Source organism: Duffyella gerundensis (genome assembly GCF_001517405.1).
Taxonomy (GTDB): Bacteria; Pseudomonadota; Gammaproteobacteria; order Enterobacterales; family Enterobacteriaceae; genus Duffyella; species Duffyella gerundensis.
The window spans coordinates 17,143-35,402 of the sequence record NZ_LN907828.1; the positions used below are offsets into that span (position 1 = coordinate 17,143).

Annotated in this window: 16 protein-coding genes; 11 read left to right on the forward strand and 5 right to left on the reverse strand. The window is 52.1% G+C overall.

The window, feature by feature from the left end:
* Positions 1–99: 99 nt before the first annotated feature.
* The 4 genes from EM595_RS17315 to EM595_RS17330 all read right to left on the reverse strand — a co-directional run bounded on the left by EM595_RS17315 (position 100) and on the right by EM595_RS17330 (position 2,062).
* Positions 100–441 (reverse strand): hypothetical protein, encoded by a 342-nt coding sequence (locus tag EM595_RS17315; protein WP_067435653.1) that lies wholly within the window; start codon positions 439–441, stop codon positions 100–102.
* Between the two features lie 145 nt (positions 442–586).
* On the reverse strand, positions 587–1,060 hold the full coding sequence (locus EM595_RS17320) for a hypothetical protein (protein ID WP_067435656.1): 474 nt from the start codon (positions 1,058–1,060) through the stop codon (positions 587–589).
* A gap of 199 nt (positions 1,061–1,259) precedes the next feature.
* Positions 1,260–1,505, reverse strand: coding sequence for a hypothetical protein (locus EM595_RS17325; RefSeq protein ID WP_067435659.1), 246 nt, complete (start codon positions 1,503–1,505; stop codon positions 1,260–1,262).
* A gap of 305 nt (positions 1,506–1,810) precedes the next feature.
* On the reverse strand, positions 1,811–2,062 hold the full coding sequence (locus EM595_RS17330) for a hypothetical protein (RefSeq protein WP_067435662.1): 252 nt from the start codon (positions 2,060–2,062) through the stop codon (positions 1,811–1,813).
* A 504-nt stretch (positions 2,063–2,566) separates the two neighbouring features.
* On the opposite strand from EM595_RS17330, the gene EM595_RS17335 reads away from it, so the two are divergent.
* The 10 genes from EM595_RS17335 to EM595_RS17385 all read left to right on the forward strand — a co-directional run bounded on the left by EM595_RS17335 (position 2,567) and on the right by EM595_RS17385 (position 16,976).
* Positions 2,567–4,459, forward strand: a complete 1,893-nt coding sequence (locus tag EM595_RS17335) for an NAD(P)-binding protein (RefSeq protein WP_067435665.1) — start codon at positions 2,567–2,569, stop codon at positions 4,457–4,459.
* Positions 4,460–4,469: 10 nt separating this feature from the next.
* Complete coding sequence (locus EM595_RS17340; RefSeq protein WP_067435668.1) at positions 4,470–5,669, forward strand: c-type cytochrome; 1,200 nt, start codon at positions 4,470–4,472, stop codon at positions 5,667–5,669.
* A gap of 1,454 nt (positions 5,670–7,123) precedes the next feature.
* Positions 7,124–8,386 (forward strand): DUF1479 domain-containing protein, encoded by a 1,263-nt coding sequence (locus tag EM595_RS17345; RefSeq protein ID WP_067435671.1) that lies wholly within the window; start codon positions 7,124–7,126, stop codon positions 8,384–8,386.
* A gap of 94 nt (positions 8,387–8,480) precedes the next feature.
* Entirely contained in the window at positions 8,481–9,230 is a 750-nt protein-coding gene (locus tag EM595_RS17350; protein WP_067435674.1) for a DeoR/GlpR family DNA-binding transcription regulator, read from the forward strand.
* Between the two features lie 454 nt (positions 9,231–9,684).
* Entirely contained in the window at positions 9,685–11,466 is a 1,782-nt protein-coding gene (locus EM595_RS17355) for a GGDEF and EAL domain-containing protein (RefSeq protein ID WP_067435678.1), read from the forward strand.
* 750 nt (positions 11,467–12,216) lie between these two features.
* Positions 12,217–13,758 (forward strand): sensor domain-containing diguanylate cyclase, encoded by a 1,542-nt coding sequence (locus EM595_RS17360; protein WP_067435681.1) that lies wholly within the window; start codon positions 12,217–12,219, stop codon positions 13,756–13,758.
* Positions 13,759–13,993: 235 nt separating this feature from the next.
* Positions 13,994–14,677 (forward strand): DsrE family protein, encoded by a 684-nt coding sequence (locus tag EM595_RS17365; RefSeq protein WP_336470221.1) that lies wholly within the window; start codon positions 13,994–13,996, stop codon positions 14,675–14,677.
* Between the two features lie 386 nt (positions 14,678–15,063).
* On the forward strand, positions 15,064–15,462 hold the full coding sequence (locus EM595_RS17375) for a MarR family winged helix-turn-helix transcriptional regulator (protein WP_067436966.1): 399 nt from the start codon (positions 15,064–15,066) through the stop codon (positions 15,460–15,462).
* Complete coding sequence (locus tag EM595_RS17380) at positions 15,459–16,193, forward strand: NADPH-dependent F420 reductase (protein WP_067435691.1); 735 nt, start codon at positions 15,459–15,461, stop codon at positions 16,191–16,193. The genes EM595_RS17375 and EM595_RS17380 overlap by 4 nt, the downstream gene beginning before the upstream one ends.
* 18 nt (positions 16,194–16,211) lie before the next feature.
* Positions 16,212–16,976 carry an NADPH-dependent F420 reductase gene (locus EM595_RS17385; protein ID WP_067435694.1) on the forward strand — a complete coding sequence of 255 codons (765 nt, stop codon included), beginning with the start codon at positions 16,212–16,214 and terminating at the stop codon, positions 16,974–16,976.
* 58 nt (positions 16,977–17,034) lie between these two features.
* Here the strand turns inward: EM595_RS17385 and EM595_RS17390 are convergent, their stop codons facing one another.
* Entirely contained in the window at positions 17,035–17,766 is a 732-nt protein-coding gene (locus tag EM595_RS17390; protein ID WP_067435696.1) for an SDR family NAD(P)-dependent oxidoreductase, read from the reverse strand.
* Positions 17,767–17,865: 99 nt separating this feature from the next.
* Between EM595_RS17390 and EM595_RS17395 the strand changes: the two genes are divergently transcribed.
* Positions 17,866–18,246: a winged helix-turn-helix transcriptional regulator gene (locus EM595_RS17395; protein WP_067435698.1), complete on the forward strand. Its 381-nt coding sequence runs from the start codon at positions 17,866–17,868 to the stop codon at positions 18,244–18,246.
* The last annotated feature ends 14 nt before the right edge of the window (positions 18,247–18,260 follow it).

An 18,260-nucleotide genomic window follows, 5' to 3' on the forward strand; every position in this document is an offset into this window, starting at 1 on the left:
TGGATTTTTTGTGACGTTGTCACTGTAAAAAGGCGGCTTACCGGGTTATAAGCGTTAAATAAAATCGCACCAGCAGGGCGCTGATGCGAGCACCGGACATTATTTGGCGGTGAGAATCCCGGAGTGTCCCTGTTCATCAATCCACGTAATGTCGCACTTACCAAGCCCCAGCTTTAATACCGAAAGGGTGATGTCCATTTGCGTGCTCACTTGCCACATATCCGCTTTGACCTGCTTCACGGCGCGAGGTGCGAAGCCATTCACTTTGCTTACCCAGCACTGGTCATCGGCGATCACGTCCAGCAGTGCATCGCTATAGAGATGGCTACCGGCTTGCGTCGCTGCGACATTCTGTGCGGGAGTCGGATCTTGCTCTGTCTTCTGCGTTTTACAGCCAGCAAGGGCCAACGCCATCAGCGTTATTAAGAGGGCTTTCTGCATTTTTTACTCCGTTTTGACAGCAGTGAAGGCAATTTCGATAGCCTTTTAAAACCGGGCACCTTCATCGTCAGCTAAAGATGATAAGCGATAGTGTCCGACGTAAAACAGTCGGCTTGTAGACTGCTCAGATATCGCAGTAAGACCTTTACGACTTTGCCGACAGCTGTTTACCACCACGTTGAATGTTCACGACGTTACTGGCGCGGATTGAAGACGATGCCGATGCATGCTGCTCATCCGACAGCACATCGATAAGCTGCTGACCTTGATATCGGGCATGCAAACGAATCCTGCTTTCCTCCAGCTCGGTTTGCTGCCACAGGTAGGCAGAACGTTTGCGGTAAACGGTGCCCGATGCGCTAATCGCAAAATCGTTATCTTCGCTAACAAAGATAAACGCCAGCAGCTTTGTGGTTGGCACGCTTTCCGCTGCATCCTGAAGCGCAATAAAGCGCTCGACGTTAAAGGTTTCGATGACTTCCTCGTCGACGCCATAATGGCGCAGGACATCGCGCAGTGCGTTTTCCAGATCCCACATAAAATAATCATGCTTTACGCCAGGCAACTGTTGGCGCAGCCAGCGAATAGCCTCTTCAGCAGGTTGAGTCAGTAATGTCATAAGTCACCCGTGGATTGCGAAAATGAGCGCTGCCAGAACAGCGGCAGAACCGATACCGGCTTTAACCGGGTTGCCAAACCGCCAGAGAAAACCGAGAAAGAGGGCGTTAAACCCGATCCAGCCATATAACAAGGGCATAAAAAACTCCTGATTGCGTTGTTGGCGGCATCGGGCTAAGCCGGTATCGCAACGTATCTGTTCAGAGATGATGCAAACGCAGATAGTCTGCCAGCCGCTTCGTTGCCGCCGCCACATCTTCTGGAGCGGTCTGCTCTGCGACACAGGTTTTCGCTGCGCTTATCACAAAATTGTTAATAAGGCCTGGCGTGCAAAGCACCAGGTGATCAATCCATTGCTGATAGCGCGCGAACATGGCGTTAAATGCCTTTTCGGCCTCTTTACTCAGCTGCTTCTCTTGTGGTTCAACACAAATTTGCTCACGCATTTGCCCGATCTCAATGTGTTTATGTTGGAGCCGGTAGCCCGTGACGAAATAATCAGATATTGCGGATTAAGTAATATTTATATTCTTGATTAATAGCGGTAAATCTTTTTACGTAATGTAAATTAATCGCCTGTTTTTGCCGGAGATCACTTATCGCCCTTCGACCGGTTGATACAGATATCCAAAACGATATAGATCAACAGCACGACGCCAAAAAGGTTCAGCCAGAGATCTGAATGATGTTGCATATAACACCTCTTACCCTTTGCCAGCAGAGTAAAACCGGGCTTACGCTGACTTATCCTTTACGCGCCGATCTCAGCTGGCCAGCGGTGGGGCAGCAATTTGAGCACCCATATGTCACAGACGCGGCAAACACGGTAGCAGGCGATCACGCCGCTGTTATTGCGCAAGGTGCAGTACCATTTATCATCGACTTCCAGCACTTCACATCGTTTGCGATCGGGAATCTCAACAAGGGTGCCACTGCGTTTTGCATGGCGGAAGTGCGCGGTGATGGCACGGTTAATTAGCGCTTCTTGCTCAAAAGTTGTCATACTTATTTTTCAGCACGAATTAAATCATGAGGGCATTAAACTGTATTTACTGGAATGCAATTTTGATCCGTATCAATGTTGTGATGCTTGTCACATTCGTGCTGGAAATGGGCGGACCGGGTATATCGTTGAGGGCAACTCAACCTGACAGTGGAAATAAATCTTTATAGAGGTAATGACTCTGATGCGAGTGGCTGGCCGGAGCTTGCCATCATCCTGTTGAATCATGCTTACCATGAATAAAACCGTAGCCTGACCTAATGCATTGGTCCTGCTTGTAGTTGATTAATCTGACATAAAGTTATCGGTTTACTTTGCCTGTTGAATTAGAATAGCCTCCCAGCGCATCGGCAAACGTCGATGTGGTCAGCATAACGTTCTGCGCGTTTACAGCTGCATTATACGACAGCCAATCTGACGCCTTTATAACCGTTTCTCGGCCGTTATTACGCGCCTTCCGCCTGTTTTTAGAATGTATCAATTAATCAATATCTAAGGTTTTGTATGCCAATTACCCGTCGTGATTTTCTTAATGGCGTTGCCTTAACGGTTGCTGCCGGCCTGACGCCGCTGGAGCTGCTTCAGGCCGCGGGCCATGCAACAATGCTTGATGGCGATGCGCAATATCCGCCTGCATTGATGGGTTTACGCGGTAATCATCCAGGCTCGTTTGAAAATGCCCACGCGCTGGGTCGCGAACATGAGAATTTTAATTTCGATGCGCTTCCCGTCGAAGAGCACTATGACCTGGTGATTGTCGGCGGCGGCATCAGTGGTCTGGCGGCCGCCTGCTTCTGGCAGCAGGTAGCCGGTAAAGATAAAAAAATTCTCATTCTGGATAATCACGATGATTTTGGCGGACATGCCAAACGCAATGAATTTTCCGTCGGTAAGAAAACCCTGATCGGCTATGGCGGCAGTGAATCATTCCAGTCGCCTGCCAATAACTTCAGTCCGGTAGCCAATAAGCTGCTGCAGGACGTTGGCATCAGCGTGGTAAAAATGAAGCAGTGTTTTGATCAGAATTTTTATCCCGATCAAAATCTGAGCCGCGGTGTTTTCTTCGATAAAAAGAATTTTGGCGAAACCCGAATTGTAAGTGGCGATCCGGGCCGGGCCGTCTCCGATGATATTCCGCCAGACAGGCTGAACGGCCGCAATATAGAAGATTTTATCAACGATTTCCCGCTTGCCGAGGGGGATAAACAGGCGCTGATCGATCTGCACGTCAGGCCAAAAGATTATCTGCAGCCGATGAGTGTCGATGAGAAAACCGAGTGGCTGGACACCCACAGCTATCGGGAATTCCTGCTCAAGAAAGTCGGACTGAGCGAAATGGCTGTGCTCTATTTCCAGCAGCGCACCAATGACTTTTTCGCCATCGGCATCGAAGGCATTTCCTGCAACGATGCGCGAGCTTGCGCGTTGCCTGGCATGGAGGCGATGCAGTTGCCGCCACTGGAGGAAGAGGCACAGGCCGATCTTGACGAGCCTTACACCTATCATTTTCCCGACGGCAACGCGGGTTTAACCCGGCTGCTGGTGCGCCATCTGATCCCGGAAGCGCTGGCTGGCAGCACCATGGAAGATTCGCTCACTTCACGGCTCGATTACAGCCGACTTGATCGTCAGGAGAACAACACGCGCCTGCGCCTGAACAGCATCGTGGTTAACGCCGTAAACAGCGACGATGGCGTGGTGGTGACTTACCTTAACGCTGGCAAGCCTCATCGGGTACGCGGCCGCAGTGCGATCATGGCCTGCTACAACATGATGATTCCGTTCCTGGTGCCAGAGACGCCGAAACCGCAGCAAGAGTATCTGCGCATGAACGTCAAAGCCCCGCTGGTTTATACCAATGTGGCGATCAAAAACTGGTCATCCTTTAAGGCGTTGGGCATTCACGAGTTTTACTGCCCGGCAGCGCCATACAGCCGGGTGAAGCTCGATTATCCGGTCAGCATGGGTGACTATCAACACCCGAAAAATGATGATGAGCCGATGGTACTGCATATGGTTTATGTGCCGACCTGGCCGGGCAGCAACCTCACCGCGCGTGAACAGTTCAGGCGCGGCCGCGCCTATTTGCTTGGCACCTCGTTTGATACTCACGAGGCGATGATCCGCGATCAGCTACAGGAGATGCTGGGCGGCGCTGGATTTGACCACCAGCGCGACATTGTTGGCATCACCGTTAACCGCTGGGCGCACGGTTACGCCTACTACGCCAGCCCGCTGTTTGATGACCTCGATAAAATGCCTGAGATTATCAAAGAAGCGCGCCAACCGGTTGGCCGTATTGCCATCGCCAATTCTGATTCCGACTGGAGTGCCTACGCTCATGCGGCAATCGATCAGGCCTGGCGCGCCGTTAATGAACTCCAGGCAATGGGCTGAGGAAAATAACATGTCTAAGTTGATTCCGATCCTTGCAGTAATGTTCTCTGCCAGCGCCTTTGCCAATACTGCCGAGGGAGAATACATCGCGCGCATTGCAGACTGCGTGGCCTGCCATACCCAGAAGAATGGCGACGAAATGGCCGGTGGCAAAAGATTTCAAACGCCGCTCGGCGATATTTTCTCAACCAATATTACGCCCGATCGGCAACAGGGAATTGGCGCGTACTCTTATGAAGAATTTGACCGCGCCGTGCGCCAGGGTATTGCGCGGGACGGGCATTATCTCTATCCGGCGATGCCCTATCCTTCCTATGAAAAAATGAAAGAGGAAGATATCAGGTCGTTGTATGACTATTTTATGCACGGCGTAAAACCGTCGGCGCAAAAGAATCAAGCCAGCGAGATTCCCTGGTATTTTTCGCCGCGCTGGCCGCTGCGTATCTGGAATGGTCTCTTTACCGAAACAGCCGCAGGCACCGCTGTCGCGCAGGATCCCCAGCAAAACCGGATCATGCGCGGCAAATATATTGTGGAAGGGCCGGGACATTGCGGTGCCTGCCATACGCCGAGAGGCATTGCCCAGCAGGAAAAAGCCTATGACAGCGCGGATCCGGTTTATCTCAGCGGCGCAATGATTGATGGCTGGTTTGCGCCATCACTAAGAGACTTAACGCTTGCTGATGACGAGCTGCAAGCGTTGTTGCATCGCGGAAGAAGCCGCCATTCTGCGGTCGCCGGGCCTATGAGTGAAGTGATCACCCAGAGCACGCAATATCTGACCGAAGCCGATCGTCGATCGGTCAGCGCCTATTTATTGAGTCTCAACAGTGATAAAGCCCATGGCGATCGCGTCGTCTCATCGGAACGCGCTAAGACGAAAAACGCATCGGGCAACGCGCTTTATTTCCGTTATTGTTCAACCTGTCACGCTATCGACGGCAAGGGAACCGATTACAACGTGCCTTCTCTGGTGAATAACGCGGCGGTAAACGCGGAGGATCCTGCTAATTTGATCAAAGTTATCGCCTGGGGCGCTGAGACGCCGGTTACCAAAGGCAACATTCCTTATAAAATGCCCGCTTATCAGGGCGAAATAAGCGATGAGCAATTGCGGGACGTGGTGAATTACGTTCGTGGCGCGTGGGGCAATCATGTCGAGCCGATCAGCGAACAAAAGATTAAAGATGTGCTGGAAAATAAGCATTGATAGCGGGCGGGGTAGCTGGCTGCAGCGTGATTAATGAGTGACATATTGCATTCAGGGAAAGCCAGAAGCAACGCAGGAGACCCTGGCATTTTTGCTTCTAAGCTTAAAAACGTGTGCCGCGTACAACGTTTTTACTTTTTCCTTGGGTTAAAACTAAGATTCATTTTGATCGAACGTTGGAGAGTGTGAAGAGTTGAACTGTCCCCAGGTTGGGGGTGCTATATCCCATAGTTGGGGATAGGGAAAAACATGCACGCTACATTTATTGAGCTTTCCAGCTTTCAGCGATATCGGGCTGAAAATTTGAATGATGATCGGTTCAGAATGCTTCAGAGCATGCTGCCTCTCGCGCAATTCTGAAAAACCCGCTTTCGAGTTCATCCGGTACAAACCGCGCTCCCTGCGCGGTTTTTTATTTGCTCCCTGCGCGCCAGAGGGTAGGGGATTTACCCAGCGGTTATTTTTAGAAATGTGTCGAAGATGAACATTTAAGGCCATTTGAAAAATGATCGTTTTCTTTTGAAAAGTTACAGGCAGAGGCCATGAAGGATCCGAGCGCGGACTACTCAATTAATGATGCGATTTGTAAGGAGAAATGCAGAGACTCACCTGAAAACCTTACCGTGTAACTTTATATAATGCTTATTATATTACTCTGGATACGAAGTCCGCAGGATCTGCAGTAATTTTAAGCATTCAGAGAGCCTGAACCGCGAAAAAAGAGGCGTGGCGATGATAGCGCTACGTAAATTCTGACCGCCCATCACCCCTGCTAACGCTACAGATTTCACGTAGCGCAATCTGGGTGTTATTGTATGAATGTTGTCCAGAAAACGAAGGCTTGCGGAAAAAAATTGAATTATTGAACCAGCAGTTAGGTCACTTGGTTGGGAGGAGTTAACAGCACATTTTGGCATCAGCTAAAGTTTAAAATAAGCCCAGCACATCTCTTACTGCCGCAACGGCACGCGTGATAATGCCTGAATCCCTTTTTGACGCGTACCTCCGCGTTCAGTCAATAATTTAAGTGACGTTGTCACTCATCTGACGCTGGCTTGTTCCTGCACTTCCATAATGACCCCGAATCCGTTTCCCTTCCCCCTGTAATCCAGACAAAACTTATCCACAGAAAATGGGGATAGCCTGTGTGCAGTTGGGTATGAATCCGGCATCTTGTGCGCTATCTCACCATTTAATCAAGCAGTTAGCACCGTGTTGATAACCTCGGGCGTTTTTGCGCCGTCTTGATCAAAGCGGGCTTTGTGAAAGTATTGCGCAGTACATTCTTTGCATGTCGCCACGCGATGCTGAAGGTCAACCCATTTTACGGGCTGTTTTATTGTGATCCTGTTCGAATTTACGCAATTACCGCATTGTGAAAAATCCGCCATGAGTTATGAATGAAGGTATAAATACTTCAAATGAAAGTTTCACACCTATTAGCGGAGAGCGTCATGAACACGGGATACACCTCAATTCATCATCCGGAAGACGTTAAACAGGCCGTGCGCCTGGTAAAAAAAGCGTTAAGAGAACAGATTGGCGACGTCGAAAGGCTGTTTGATCAGGTAAAAGCAAAGATAGTCAGTGAAATCAGTGCGGCTCGAGCTGAAGAGCAGCAGCGCGGTTCGGCCTGGCCAGAGGTCAGCCAGAGTGACATCGCCAGTGGGAAAATTTCAGAGGAAGTCAGAGACCATATTCGCCGCCGCGGCTGCGTAGTAGTCAGGCAGACGTTCAACCGCCAGCAGGCGCTGCAATGGGATAGATCGCTGCTCGACTATCTGGATGAAAACGATTTTGATCGCGTTTATAAGGGGCCGGGCGATAATTTCTTTGGCAACCTTGAGGCGTCGCGCCCGGAGATCTATCCAGTCTACTGGTCGCCCGCGCAGATGGCGGCCCGGCAGAGTGACGCGATGGCGCAGACTCAAACCTTCCTCAACCGCCTGTGGAAATTTGAATCCGAGGGCGAACGCTGGTTCGAGCCAGACGTCAGTATCATCTATCCCGATCGCATCCGTCGTCGGCTACCGGGCACCACATCCTCAGGATTGGGCGCGCACACCGATTCCGGCGCGCTGGAGCGCTGGTTGCTTCCGGCTTATCAGAACGTTTTCCGTCATATCTTCGCTAATCGTTTTGATCAATACGATCCCTGGGATGCCGCGTGGCGTACCAGGGTGAATGAGTATGAGGCGGGCACCACCACAAAATGCTCGGCGTTCCGTACCTTTCAGGGTTGGACGGCGCTGTCCGACATGCAGCCGGGGCAAGGGCTGCTGCATGTGGTGCCGGTGCCGGAAGCGATGGCCTACATGCTGCTGCGTCCGCTATTAAAGGACGTGCCGGAAGATGAACTGTGCGGCGTATCGCCCGGCAAAGTGCTGCCGGTATCAGAAAAATGGCACCCTGAATTGATTCAGGGGTTATGTTCTATTCCTGAACTGCAGGCGGGAGACTCGGTTTGGTGGCACTGCGACGTTATCCATGCCGTGGCACCGGTCGAAAATCAGCAGGGCTGGGGAAATGTTATGTATATCCCGGCCGCGCCCTGGTGCGACAAAAACGCGGTCTGTGCGGCAAACGTCGCGCGCGCGCTGGCAGCAGGCGCATCGCCCAATGATTTTCCGCGGGAAGATTATGAACTGACCTGGAAAAATCGCTTCACACCTGACATGCTCAACGCCAACGGGCGCCGCAGTCTTGGCATGGAATAAGCGCTGATGGCCCGCCTCCGGCGGGCCTTGAGCATGGATGGGGCGTCGCTTATCTTTCTGTTAAGCTGGGCAAAAAGGATCACCGGCAGAGACCATGAACATACGGCATCAACATATTATTCAGCTGGTCAGTGAACGCGGCAGCATCAGCGTCAGTGAACTTTCTCAGATTGCGAGCGTATCAGAAGTAACGATACGGCAGGATTTAAACGTGCTGGAAAAAGGCGGCTTTCTGCGCCGTGTGCACGGTGCGGCGGTTGCGCCTGAAAGTGATGATGTCGGCGCGCGCATGCGCACCCGCTATGCCACCAAAAAACGGCTCGCCGAACACGCGGCATCACTGGTGAATGCTGGCGAGGTGGTGTTCATTGAGGGCGGCAGCACCAATGCGCTACTGGCGAGGGAGCTAAGCGAAAGGCAGGATATTACCATCGTCACCGTTAGCCACTATATCGCCACGCTGCTCAGAGACACCGGCGGCGATGTCATTATCCTTGGCGGTCTCTATCAGAAAAGCAGCGAGTCGGTGGTAGGGCCGCTGACCCGGATTTGCATTCAAAACCTGAACTTTCATAAAGTATTTATTGGTATTGATGGCTGGGATGCACTTACCGGCTTCAATGGTCGAAATATGCTGCGCTGCGATGTCGTTAACGCGCTGATGGCGAAACAGACTCACACTGTCGCGCTGACCGATTCATCGAAATTTGGTCAAATCCATCCGTATCCGCTGGCACCAGAATGCCCCTTTAGCCATGTGATCACCGACAGCGATATTCCTGACGCCGACAGAGAGATTCTGGCAGCTCAGGGGCTGCAACTGGATATTATCGACATTGTCTGAAAACGGTTGTCGGTGGCCTGCGCTGACGACCTCTTTTCATGCTGAGGTAAGACATTGATAATTTAGCAAGAGAGCCGCGGCAGCGAGGCAACAACGATCAATCGCGGCCGCATGACGCACGCGGGTCACCCTATCGATAGCTGTATTAATTTCAGAATTAGATTATTTATTTAACTGCATGAAAACAAAGAAATTACCTGTTATTTCACTTCTTTTTTCTGCTTCAGGAATACGCTATCAAACAAAAATAAAGCCTCAGTTAATACTGCCGGCTCGTCAGTAATCATCCGCACATAAAATAAATTCATGCCAGCAAAAAAAAGCAAAGACACCCGCCTCAACCAGGCATACAATCATTAAAAATATAACAGCTGATACATTCCTTTCTTAACGGTTTTCACCGGCTATTTCTTATTTATTTCGTTCCGGCCAAAGCACGGGGCGGGAGACACACATGCTCAATAATATTAATACGGATGAGGAACGCCGTGAACATGCCCTGCAGGCGCTGCGCTCATCCGATGAAATCAGGGATGAAGTGCTGCGAAAATTTGTCCGGCTGGCGAGCCAGACGCTGGCTATTCCTGGTAGTTTTGTCTCCATTGTGGATGATGAGATGCAATATATCAGGGCCGCACATAACTTTAATCTTAAGCAATCGTCACGCCAGGATTCACTGTGTCGGCACGTAGTGGATGGCAACGGCGTGGTCATCGTTGCCGATACGCATCTTGATCCCCGCTTTGCCGAGCATCCACTGATTATCGGCGCACCTTACATTCGTTTTTATGCTGGAGTAGCGCTGAAAAATCGTGAAGGCGTCCGGTTGGGCACGCTGTGCGTGACCGATACCAGCCCGCAGGCTTTCAGCGCCGCTCAGTTGAATACGCTTCAGCTGCTCGCCACGCTGGTGATGTCCTTTCTCGAAGCCTGGCACTCCGCTGGCTTTATCGATCCGGTTACGGACTTGCCGAATCGCCAGCGTCTTATTCGCGATCTGCAATATCTGGCCGAGGCGGGTGATACCACGCGACGCAGGCTGGTGCTGATCGACTGCATTGATATGCCGCGGGCTTACGAACTCGCTCGCTCGATGGGAATGGGCCCGGTAGAAAGCCTGCTCGGTGATATGGCGACGCTTATTCCGCTGCGTCTGCGGTTGACGCCGGGTGACATGCTGTACACCGTGGCTACCGGGCGCTTTGCGCTGCTGACCCGCGCTGACGGGCCGCTGAATGCCAGTTGGGTTGTCAGTCGGCTTGCCGGTATCAGCGCCGACCTGGAAGAGGGGTTGTCAGTAGCGCTGACCACCCACAGCGGCGAGGCGGAATTTATTGCCGGTGAAGTGGCCGCTCAGGAAGTGTTGCGTCGCGCGGTGAGTGCGCTGCATGAAGCTATTGGGCTAGGCGTGCCTTCTTTGCCATTTAGCGAAGTTTCCGATACGCAGCGCACCCGTGATTTCCGCCTGATGAACGATTTGACCGTCGCGCTGCGCGAAAATATTGGTCTGTATCTGGTTTATCAACCTAAGGTGCGTTTGCAGGATGGTATGCCTGTTGGCCTGGAAGCGCTGATCCGCTGGCGGCATCCGACCCGCGGCGAGCTTTCCCCGGCGGCCTTTATTCCGCTGGCGGAACAGACCGAGCTGCTGGGTGAGGTCACCGCCTGGGTGATCAACAGCGTTATTCTTCGCCTGACTGCGCTACGAAACAGCCCTATCCAACTGCCGATCACCATCAATGTCAGCGTACGTGATTTCTCGCAAAAAGTGTTTGCCGATCAGCTTGAGAGCCGGATGATAAAAGCCGGACTCTCGACCGCGCTACTCGGTATTGAATGCCTTGAAACGGAACGCATTATCGAAAGCTCCGCGGCGCTCCAGGGGCTGGAAATGCTCAAACTCAAAGGCTTTGGCATTTCGCTTGATGATTTCGGCACCGGTTACAGCAATGTCAGCTATCTGCGCCGCATGCCGTTGGATGTCATTAAGCTTGATCGTTCTCTGATCAGCGATCTTTCCGTTGATACCGCGTCCCGAGTTATTGTCCGCAGCATTATCACCATGCTGAAGGAGCTGGATTATGTGGTGCTGGCGGAAGGGGTGGAAAGTGAGGAAGACGCAACGGCGCTGCTCGATTATGGCTGCGACCTCGCGCAAGGCTACTTTTATTCGAAACCGCTCGCCGGGGAAGCGCTCAATAGCTGGCTGAGCTGGAAGCTACGGGATCGCGGTTAACGGCTGTCCGCTGCCCATAATGCCAAACGTTATTTCACAGCCTAAGCCGCAACGATTAATGGCATGCTTCCAGTCAACGCCCGGCGGAAGCGCAAACCCTCAGCGTTGCTGATAAGCAGTCAGGTGAATGATGCCGTAGCGGGCATCTCAACTGTACCTCTCACAACCCATCCGCTTAAGCCACAAGAGAATCTTAACCTCTGCGTTGGCTCAGTATTACACCTGAATTAACCCATAAATGCGCATAACATCCCATCTCTTTGATTCACGTCACATTTAATCATCTACTTTGCGCTTACAGGCTGATTGCACAACTTGTGGAATTTAAGTAAACTTAAATAAAGCTTACCTGTGAACGGTGTGTGCAACGGGCAAGTTTCGCTGCCCGGCTTGATAGCGGAGTGCGGCATGATCAGGCGAATCGGTATGCCGTTGCACCGGGAAACTCGGGTATCAACATTTACCGGTTAGCTTTGCACCTGATCACCGAGGCGTTTTTTCTGACAATAATAACAGGCATAGCCGTAATATCGGCTGCTGCACTGATTATAATAGCGATGCCTTCCTGAGCCTCCAGGAAATCTATTTTATCCACCTCCGAACACGGCGCGTTATATCTGTTATGCAGAGCTAAACCTGCATTTTAGATATTACCTTGATCTGTTTCAGATCCGCTTAACCGTGCATGACAGTCCCGAGAGGGGCGCTCTCAAACAGCATCATTTAAAATAAAGAGTTCGGGGATGACATATGAAAAAAAAATTTCTGACACATTTTCTCTATTTGCATACGGCGCTTGGGCGCAGCGGTAATGGCATGCTGTTTGCGCTATTAGTCGGGGTACTGGCGGTGAATATATGGACATTGAAAGTTTCCTGGGATAAACGCCTGGCGGAAGCGGGCGACGAGGCGATGAACCTTTCTGTTTCGCTGTCAAGACAGGCGGAAGATACCTTTATGCAGGTTGAATTTACGCTCAAAGATGTCATGCATGAAATTGAGCAATCCCACGATGGGAATATCAGTACGCCAGAGATGCGGGATTTTCTTCGCGAAAGGCAAAAAAGACTGTTGCAGCTAAACGGCATTTTTATTTATGACGAAAAAGGGCGGTGGCTTGCGGCTTCCAGTGAAAAGTTACCGGCCAATGCCAATAATGCCGATCGGGAGTATTTCATTTATCACCGGGATAACGAGAATCAGGATATTCGCATTGGTCACGTTATTCGTAGCCGCTCTTCGGAGGATTTGGTTATACCGGTCTCTCTTCGTCGTTATGACCGCTCGGGTAATTTTGCGGGAGTGGTGCTGGCCACGGTGCGCGTGGATTATTTCCGCAAGTTTTATAACTTTTTTGAGCTGGAAGATCGGGATGCTCTGGCATTAATTCTGGCTGACACCACCGTGCTGTACGCCCGTCCGTTTCCTGATTCCGTTATCAATCAAAGTCTGGCGCAAAGTCCGCTGTTCAGGACCGTTTTAAAGCATGCAGACAGCGGCGGTCGGAGCTGGCATTCGCCTCTGGATGGCATCGAAAGAATCTACGGCTATGCGCGTCTGCACCGTTTTCCGCTGGTTGTTACCGCGGGCTACGATAAGGCCACGCTGTGGCAAAAATGGTTGACCGATCATCTGTTGAGCCTTGCGCTCAATACCGCGCTTTTGGCTACCGTGCTGGGCATGGGCGTAGCCATTCTGCGCCAGGCGCGGGTACAAAAACACAATCAGCATGAGATTTCACGCATGCAGGGCGAGCTAACCCACGTTAACCAAACGCTGCATGCGCTGGCGCTGCTGGATGAAATGACCGGGCTGGCAAGCCGCAAACAGTTTGATATCTTTCTTGAAGAGGCGCTACGGCGATCGCGTAGCAGCGGCAGGCCGGTTTCAGTGGTGATTGCCGGTATTGACGGTTTCAGATATTACAATGACACCCTCGGGCATGAGGCGGGAAATAAATGCCTGCGGCAGGTGGGGAAAGCGCTGCGCGATATGCCGTTATCCACCACCGATCTGGTGGCGCATTATGGCGGTGACCGGTTTGCTTTTGTGCTGCCGAATACCTCTTCCATTTATGCTTTTGAAATAGCGATGCGTGCCGTTTCGGCGGTGCGCCACTGCCATCTGCCTGATGTTGTTGATGCACCCGGCCACACTGTGACCATCAGCGCAGGCTGTAGCACGCGCAACGCTGCAAACAGTGATATGGACGCCGCCATGCTTATTCATCAGGCGGAGAGCGCGCTGCTGGACGCCAAAAGAAAAGGCAAAAACCAGGCGAGTCAAAAATAGCGCTGAGGCTGAACACCTGTCCGCGGCGCAGTTATAGCGGGCAGTGCCTCTTTATCTGAGAATGCCGCCTCAGCGCAGAGAACAAATATCCTTGTGAATGAGTAAAGCAGCAAGCAGTTCACGCTGACTTTGCTCAAGCGGATTGTGATTCCGCTGCTTAGGAATAATCTCTAAACATGACATAGCGCGGTGACCAGGAATAAAGTGAATTTACGGCGGGTGAGCAGATGCCATAATGCTTTCGTCGATCTCTTCTTTAACCACTATAAGCAGGGCGCTGCGGGTTAAGCCGCCCAGCTCAAGGGGAAACATGCGTTCTGTTACAACTGGATTACTGATTGCTATAAGCGGTGGCGTGGTGGGTGCTGCGCTGGCTAGTCATGATACTTTTTCCAAAACTGCACCCGATCGCTCTGCTGACATCGCAAAACAGCAGCCTGCGGGCTTCTGGACAACACCGGCGGTAAAGGGCTATGGCGACATCCATTACGATCGCAATGCGGCTTTTCAGCCCACGTTGGATCTGAGCAATAAAGTGGTTTTCAGGGTAGGTCAGGGCGGAAATAACCCTGCCATGCCGAATCCGGCGCTGGAAAAAGTTGCGCAGGTGGTGAATCTTTACACCGCCGCTGGCGTTCCCGCTAACAAACTCAGTTTTGTTGTGGCAGTTAATGGTGGGGCCACGCCTGCAATGCTTGATAATGCGCATTATCAAAAGATATATGGCACTGACAATCCTAACCTCAGGCTTATTTCGGCGCTGCAAAGTCAGGGCATAAAAGTGAGTATTTGCGATCAGGCTATCGCCTGGCATCATTATAAAAAGGATTGGGTGGCAGAGTCGGTTATCCATACGCCTTCCGCGCTGACCACCATAACCACCTTACAAAACAGCGGTTATGCTTATCTTGAGATGTGAGTGAATCAGACTTTATCGGGCGAACAGCACAAGGCCTCTTTTCAGCGAATGAATGAGGCTTTTTAACCTCCTCACGCCAGGCGCTCTGAATATGACGCCCGTATCCCACTGAACAGTTCTGTTCCAGATCCCATGCCGCTTACCAGCCTGAATGCTGGCCTGCGGTCGCTCAGCAATGCCGCGCTGTGCGGTGGCTGAAACGGCTTTTAACGCCAATCGCACAAAATACCCCATTTGATCCCTTTATCTGAACCGCAGGCTCATCTACTCTTTTACCTGTTGCGCCAGATAATCAACAACGAGATAAATCATTGAGTACAAAAATGCAGACACGTCAGGAAATCGGCACCCAACTCTCATTTGCGCTTTATGGCGCGGCAAGCCGCATGAACCGGCTGCACAAGCCGTTACTGGCTCCGCTCGGGCTGACCTTTCCACAATACCTGGTGATGCTGGAGCTGTTTAACGACACGCCACGCACGGTGGGAGATATTGGCAATAAGCTCGGCATGGATACCGGGACGATTACGCCGGTACTTAAACGTCTGGAGGCAGCAGGGCGCGTGCGCCGCACCCGCGATCGTAGCGATGAACGGCGCGTTCTCATCACTCTGACTGAAGAGGGCCGTGCCTTGCAAAGCACGCTATGGAGCATCACCGACAACATTAAATCAGCCTGTCAGCTGTCGGATGCAAAGCTGGAAGCGCTGCGCGATACCCTGAACGATTTTGCTCATCCTGCAGATAACGCATCGTTATCTCCTGAAAAAAAAGAGGTTTTATGAAAATAGGCATCATTGGCGCCGGAAATATTGGCTCGACGCTGGCACAAAAACTTGCTGCCCATGGGCATACCATCAAGCTGGCGAACTCCAGAGGGCCGGAGACCATTGCTGAACTGGCAACCCGTATCGGCGCAAAGGCGGTTGAACGTCAGGAGGCGGTGCGTGATGTGGATGTGATCATTCTCTCTACGCCGTTTGATAAGCATGCCGAACTGGCACCTTTGTTGGGCGGCGTTGGCGAAAACGTGATTGTGATTGATACCTCGAATTACTATCCATTTCGCGACGGCAATATTGAGGCCATCAGTCAGGGCAAAGCAGAAAGCGTTTATGCCAGCGAAATGCTTCAACGTCCGGTGGTGAAGGCGTGGAATGCGGTTCTGGCAAAAACCCTACAGGAAAAAGGTGCGGCGGCGGGTTCTGCAACGCGCATCGCGATTCCTGTTGCTGGCAATGACGCCGCCGCCAAATCCGTGGTGATGGAGCTGGTGAGCCAAACCGGTTTTGACGCCGTTGATGGCGGAACGCTTGCGGAATCATGGCGTCAGCAGCCCGGCACGCCAGCCTACTGCACTGAACTCACCAGCGACGCCCTCAGGGCAGCGCTTAACGCCGCGGATAAAGCGTGCGCGCCAGTAAACCGGGATGCATTGATCAACGAGTTTATGTCCGCAGGCGACTCGCTTACGCATGACGCCATCGTTGAGCGCAACCGGGCGGTCACGGCCTGAATTCACAAGGAGCCGCAGATGAAACACACTGAAAGCAGGCGCATTGGGATTTTAGGTACGGGTCATATTGGCAAAACGCTGGCACGACAGCTGGCATCCGCGGGCCACAGCGTAAAGGTGGCCAACTCCCGCGGGCCCGAAACCATTGCGGCCGATGTGCTTGAAACCGGTGCAGTCGCAACCGATGCCGCTACTGCGCTGCGGGACGTGCAGTGGGTGATACTTTCTGTTCCCTTATCCAGGATCGCCTCTCTCGCTTCGCTTATCCATGAGTTGCCTGAAGAGGTCATCATTGCCGACACGTCGAACTACTATCCGCATCGGGATGGCACCCTTGATGCGATCGTCGATGGGCAAGTGGAAAGCCTGTGGGTTGCAGAGACCCTTGGACGTCCCATCGTCAAAGCGTGGAATGCGATCGGCTCGGACTCGCTGGTGAAAAAAGCATTGCCACCAGGTTCGCCGGATCGTCTCGCCATCCCGGTTGCAGGCGATCTTGCCGACCACCGACAAGCAATCATGCAACTGGTGAATGATAGCGGTTTTGACCCTTACGATGCCGGATCGCTGGCGGAATCCTGGCGCCAGCAACCGGGCGCGCCCTGTTACTGTACCGATCTCACCCGCGATGAAATGGGAGCAGCGCTGGCTTCCGCTGAGTTATCGCGTTTGCCCGCCAGACGGGATATTGCGGTGGCGGCTATTCAGGAGCGGATGGGGGACAACAAATCCAATCCCGATGCAGACTATCTCGTTGGTCTGCACCGTGTGCTGTTCATGTAATTCAGAACGGTCAAATGCGCGTCGGGAAGAACCGGGTTGTTGCCCGGTTCGTCTTTGATCATACTTGCGTCAGCCCACCATCCACGCAGATTTCTGCTCCGGCAATATAACTGCTTTCATCACTCGCTAAAAACAGCGCCGCATTGGCAACCTCTTCAGGTCTGCCCATTCTGGCTAAGGGAATGGTGCTGATAATGCCGTTACGTATCTCATCGGAAGCGGCCTGCATCATCTCAGTATCGACAGGGCCGGGCGCGACAACATTGATGCGAATGCCGCGCGCGGAGAGTTCACGTGTCCAGGTGCGGGCAAAAGAACGCAGGGCCGCTTTACTGGCGCCGTACACGCCATAGCCTGGCGTACCAATCACATCGGCAATTGACCCAATCAAAACGACGCTCGATCCCGCTTTCAATAGGGGAAGTGCGGCCTGCAGAGCAAAAAGCGGTGAGCGCACATTCAGGCCGAATGTCGTATCAAAATGTGCCGGGGTTATCTCATCAATCGTTGCGTATTCTGCCATGCCAGCGTTGATCACCAGCACATCGATCTGGCCGGACTCTGCCTTTATCACTTCAGCTATGCGTGTCAGTTCACTTAACTGGCTGACATCAGCCCGTAGCGGTCGGGCGCTATTCTCCATGGTGTGGCGCGCGGCGGCTAACTCCTCGTCCCGGCGTGAGGTAAACCAGGTGGTTGCCCCTTCGCGGGCGAATCGCTGGCTGATAGCGAGACCAATACCTTTTGCGCCGCCCAGAATCAGGGCAACTTTATTCTCTAATCTGTTCATCTGTTCACTCCTGTTGGGATGGAAAACAGATGATATAATTTTTATACTTAATAACAATTACGCACTTTATTTATACCAGGTATCGAGGAGTATAGTGCCATGAGTCAGATTGACAGTAATGACCTGAGAGAAGTAGGAAAAACCCGTCCCGTTTTGGAGAACATCACCAATAAATGGTCGATTTTGATCCTCACCGTGCTGTGTACGGAGCCGGTGCGTTTCAATGAACTTCGCCGCCGACTGGATGGCATTACGCATAAAGCCTTGTCTGATGCGCTTAAGCGGCTTGAGCGCAATGGGCTGGTGCATCGCAAGGTATTGGCCACGTCGCCGGTCAGTGTGGAATACAGCCTGACCGCTTTGGCACAAACGCTGCGCGATCCGTTTGATGCGTTGTATGAATGGGCGCTAAAACATGGCGAAGAGATGCGCCGGGCTCAGCTTTCGTATGATACCCGGCAGCTGGAAGAGCACGGCTGAATAATCGTGATGGT

What these genes read in the sequence shown, in the direction of transcription:
- EM595_RS17315 (WP_067435653.1), bottom strand. Translation starts at nt 441, where the DNA reads ATGCAGAAAGCCCTCTTAATAACGCTGATGGCGTTGGCCCTTGCTGGC.
- EM595_RS17320 (WP_067435656.1), bottom strand. Translation starts at nt 1,060, where the DNA reads ATGACATTACTGACTCAACCTGCTGAAGAGGCTATTCGCTGGCTGCGC.
- EM595_RS17325 (WP_067435659.1), bottom strand. Translation starts at nt 1,505, where the DNA reads ATGCGTGAGCAAATTTGTGTTGAACCACAAGAGAAGCAGCTGAGTAAA.
- EM595_RS17330 (WP_067435662.1), bottom strand. Translation starts at nt 2,062, where the DNA reads ATGACAACTTTTGAGCAAGAAGCGCTAATTAACCGTGCCATCACCGCG.
- EM595_RS17335 (WP_067435665.1), top strand. Translation starts at nt 2,567, where the DNA reads ATGCCAATTACCCGTCGTGATTTTCTTAATGGCGTTGCCTTAACGGTT.
- EM595_RS17340 (WP_067435668.1), top strand. Translation starts at nt 4,470, where the DNA reads ATGTCTAAGTTGATTCCGATCCTTGCAGTAATGTTCTCTGCCAGCGCC.
- EM595_RS17345 (WP_067435671.1), top strand. Translation starts at nt 7,124, where the DNA reads ATGAACACGGGATACACCTCAATTCATCATCCGGAAGACGTTAAACAG.
- EM595_RS17350 (WP_067435674.1), top strand. Translation starts at nt 8,481, where the DNA reads ATGAACATACGGCATCAACATATTATTCAGCTGGTCAGTGAACGCGGC.
- EM595_RS17355 (WP_067435678.1), top strand. Translation starts at nt 9,685, where the DNA reads ATGCTCAATAATATTAATACGGATGAGGAACGCCGTGAACATGCCCTG.
- EM595_RS17360 (WP_067435681.1), top strand. Translation starts at nt 12,217, where the DNA reads ATGAAAAAAAAATTTCTGACACATTTTCTCTATTTGCATACGGCGCTT.
- EM595_RS17365 (WP_336470221.1), top strand. Translation starts at nt 13,994, where the DNA reads ATGCTTTCGTCGATCTCTTCTTTAACCACTATAAGCAGGGCGCTGCGG.
- EM595_RS17375 (WP_067436966.1), top strand. Translation starts at nt 15,064, where the DNA reads ATGAACCGGCTGCACAAGCCGTTACTGGCTCCGCTCGGGCTGACCTTT.
- EM595_RS17380 (WP_067435691.1), top strand. Translation starts at nt 15,459, where the DNA reads ATGAAAATAGGCATCATTGGCGCCGGAAATATTGGCTCGACGCTGGCA.
- EM595_RS17385 (WP_067435694.1), top strand. Translation starts at nt 16,212, where the DNA reads ATGAAACACACTGAAAGCAGGCGCATTGGGATTTTAGGTACGGGTCAT.
- EM595_RS17390 (WP_067435696.1), bottom strand. Translation starts at nt 17,766, where the DNA reads ATGAACAGATTAGAGAATAAAGTTGCCCTGATTCTGGGCGGCGCAAAA.
- EM595_RS17395 (WP_067435698.1), top strand. Translation starts at nt 17,866, where the DNA reads ATGAGTCAGATTGACAGTAATGACCTGAGAGAAGTAGGAAAAACCCGT.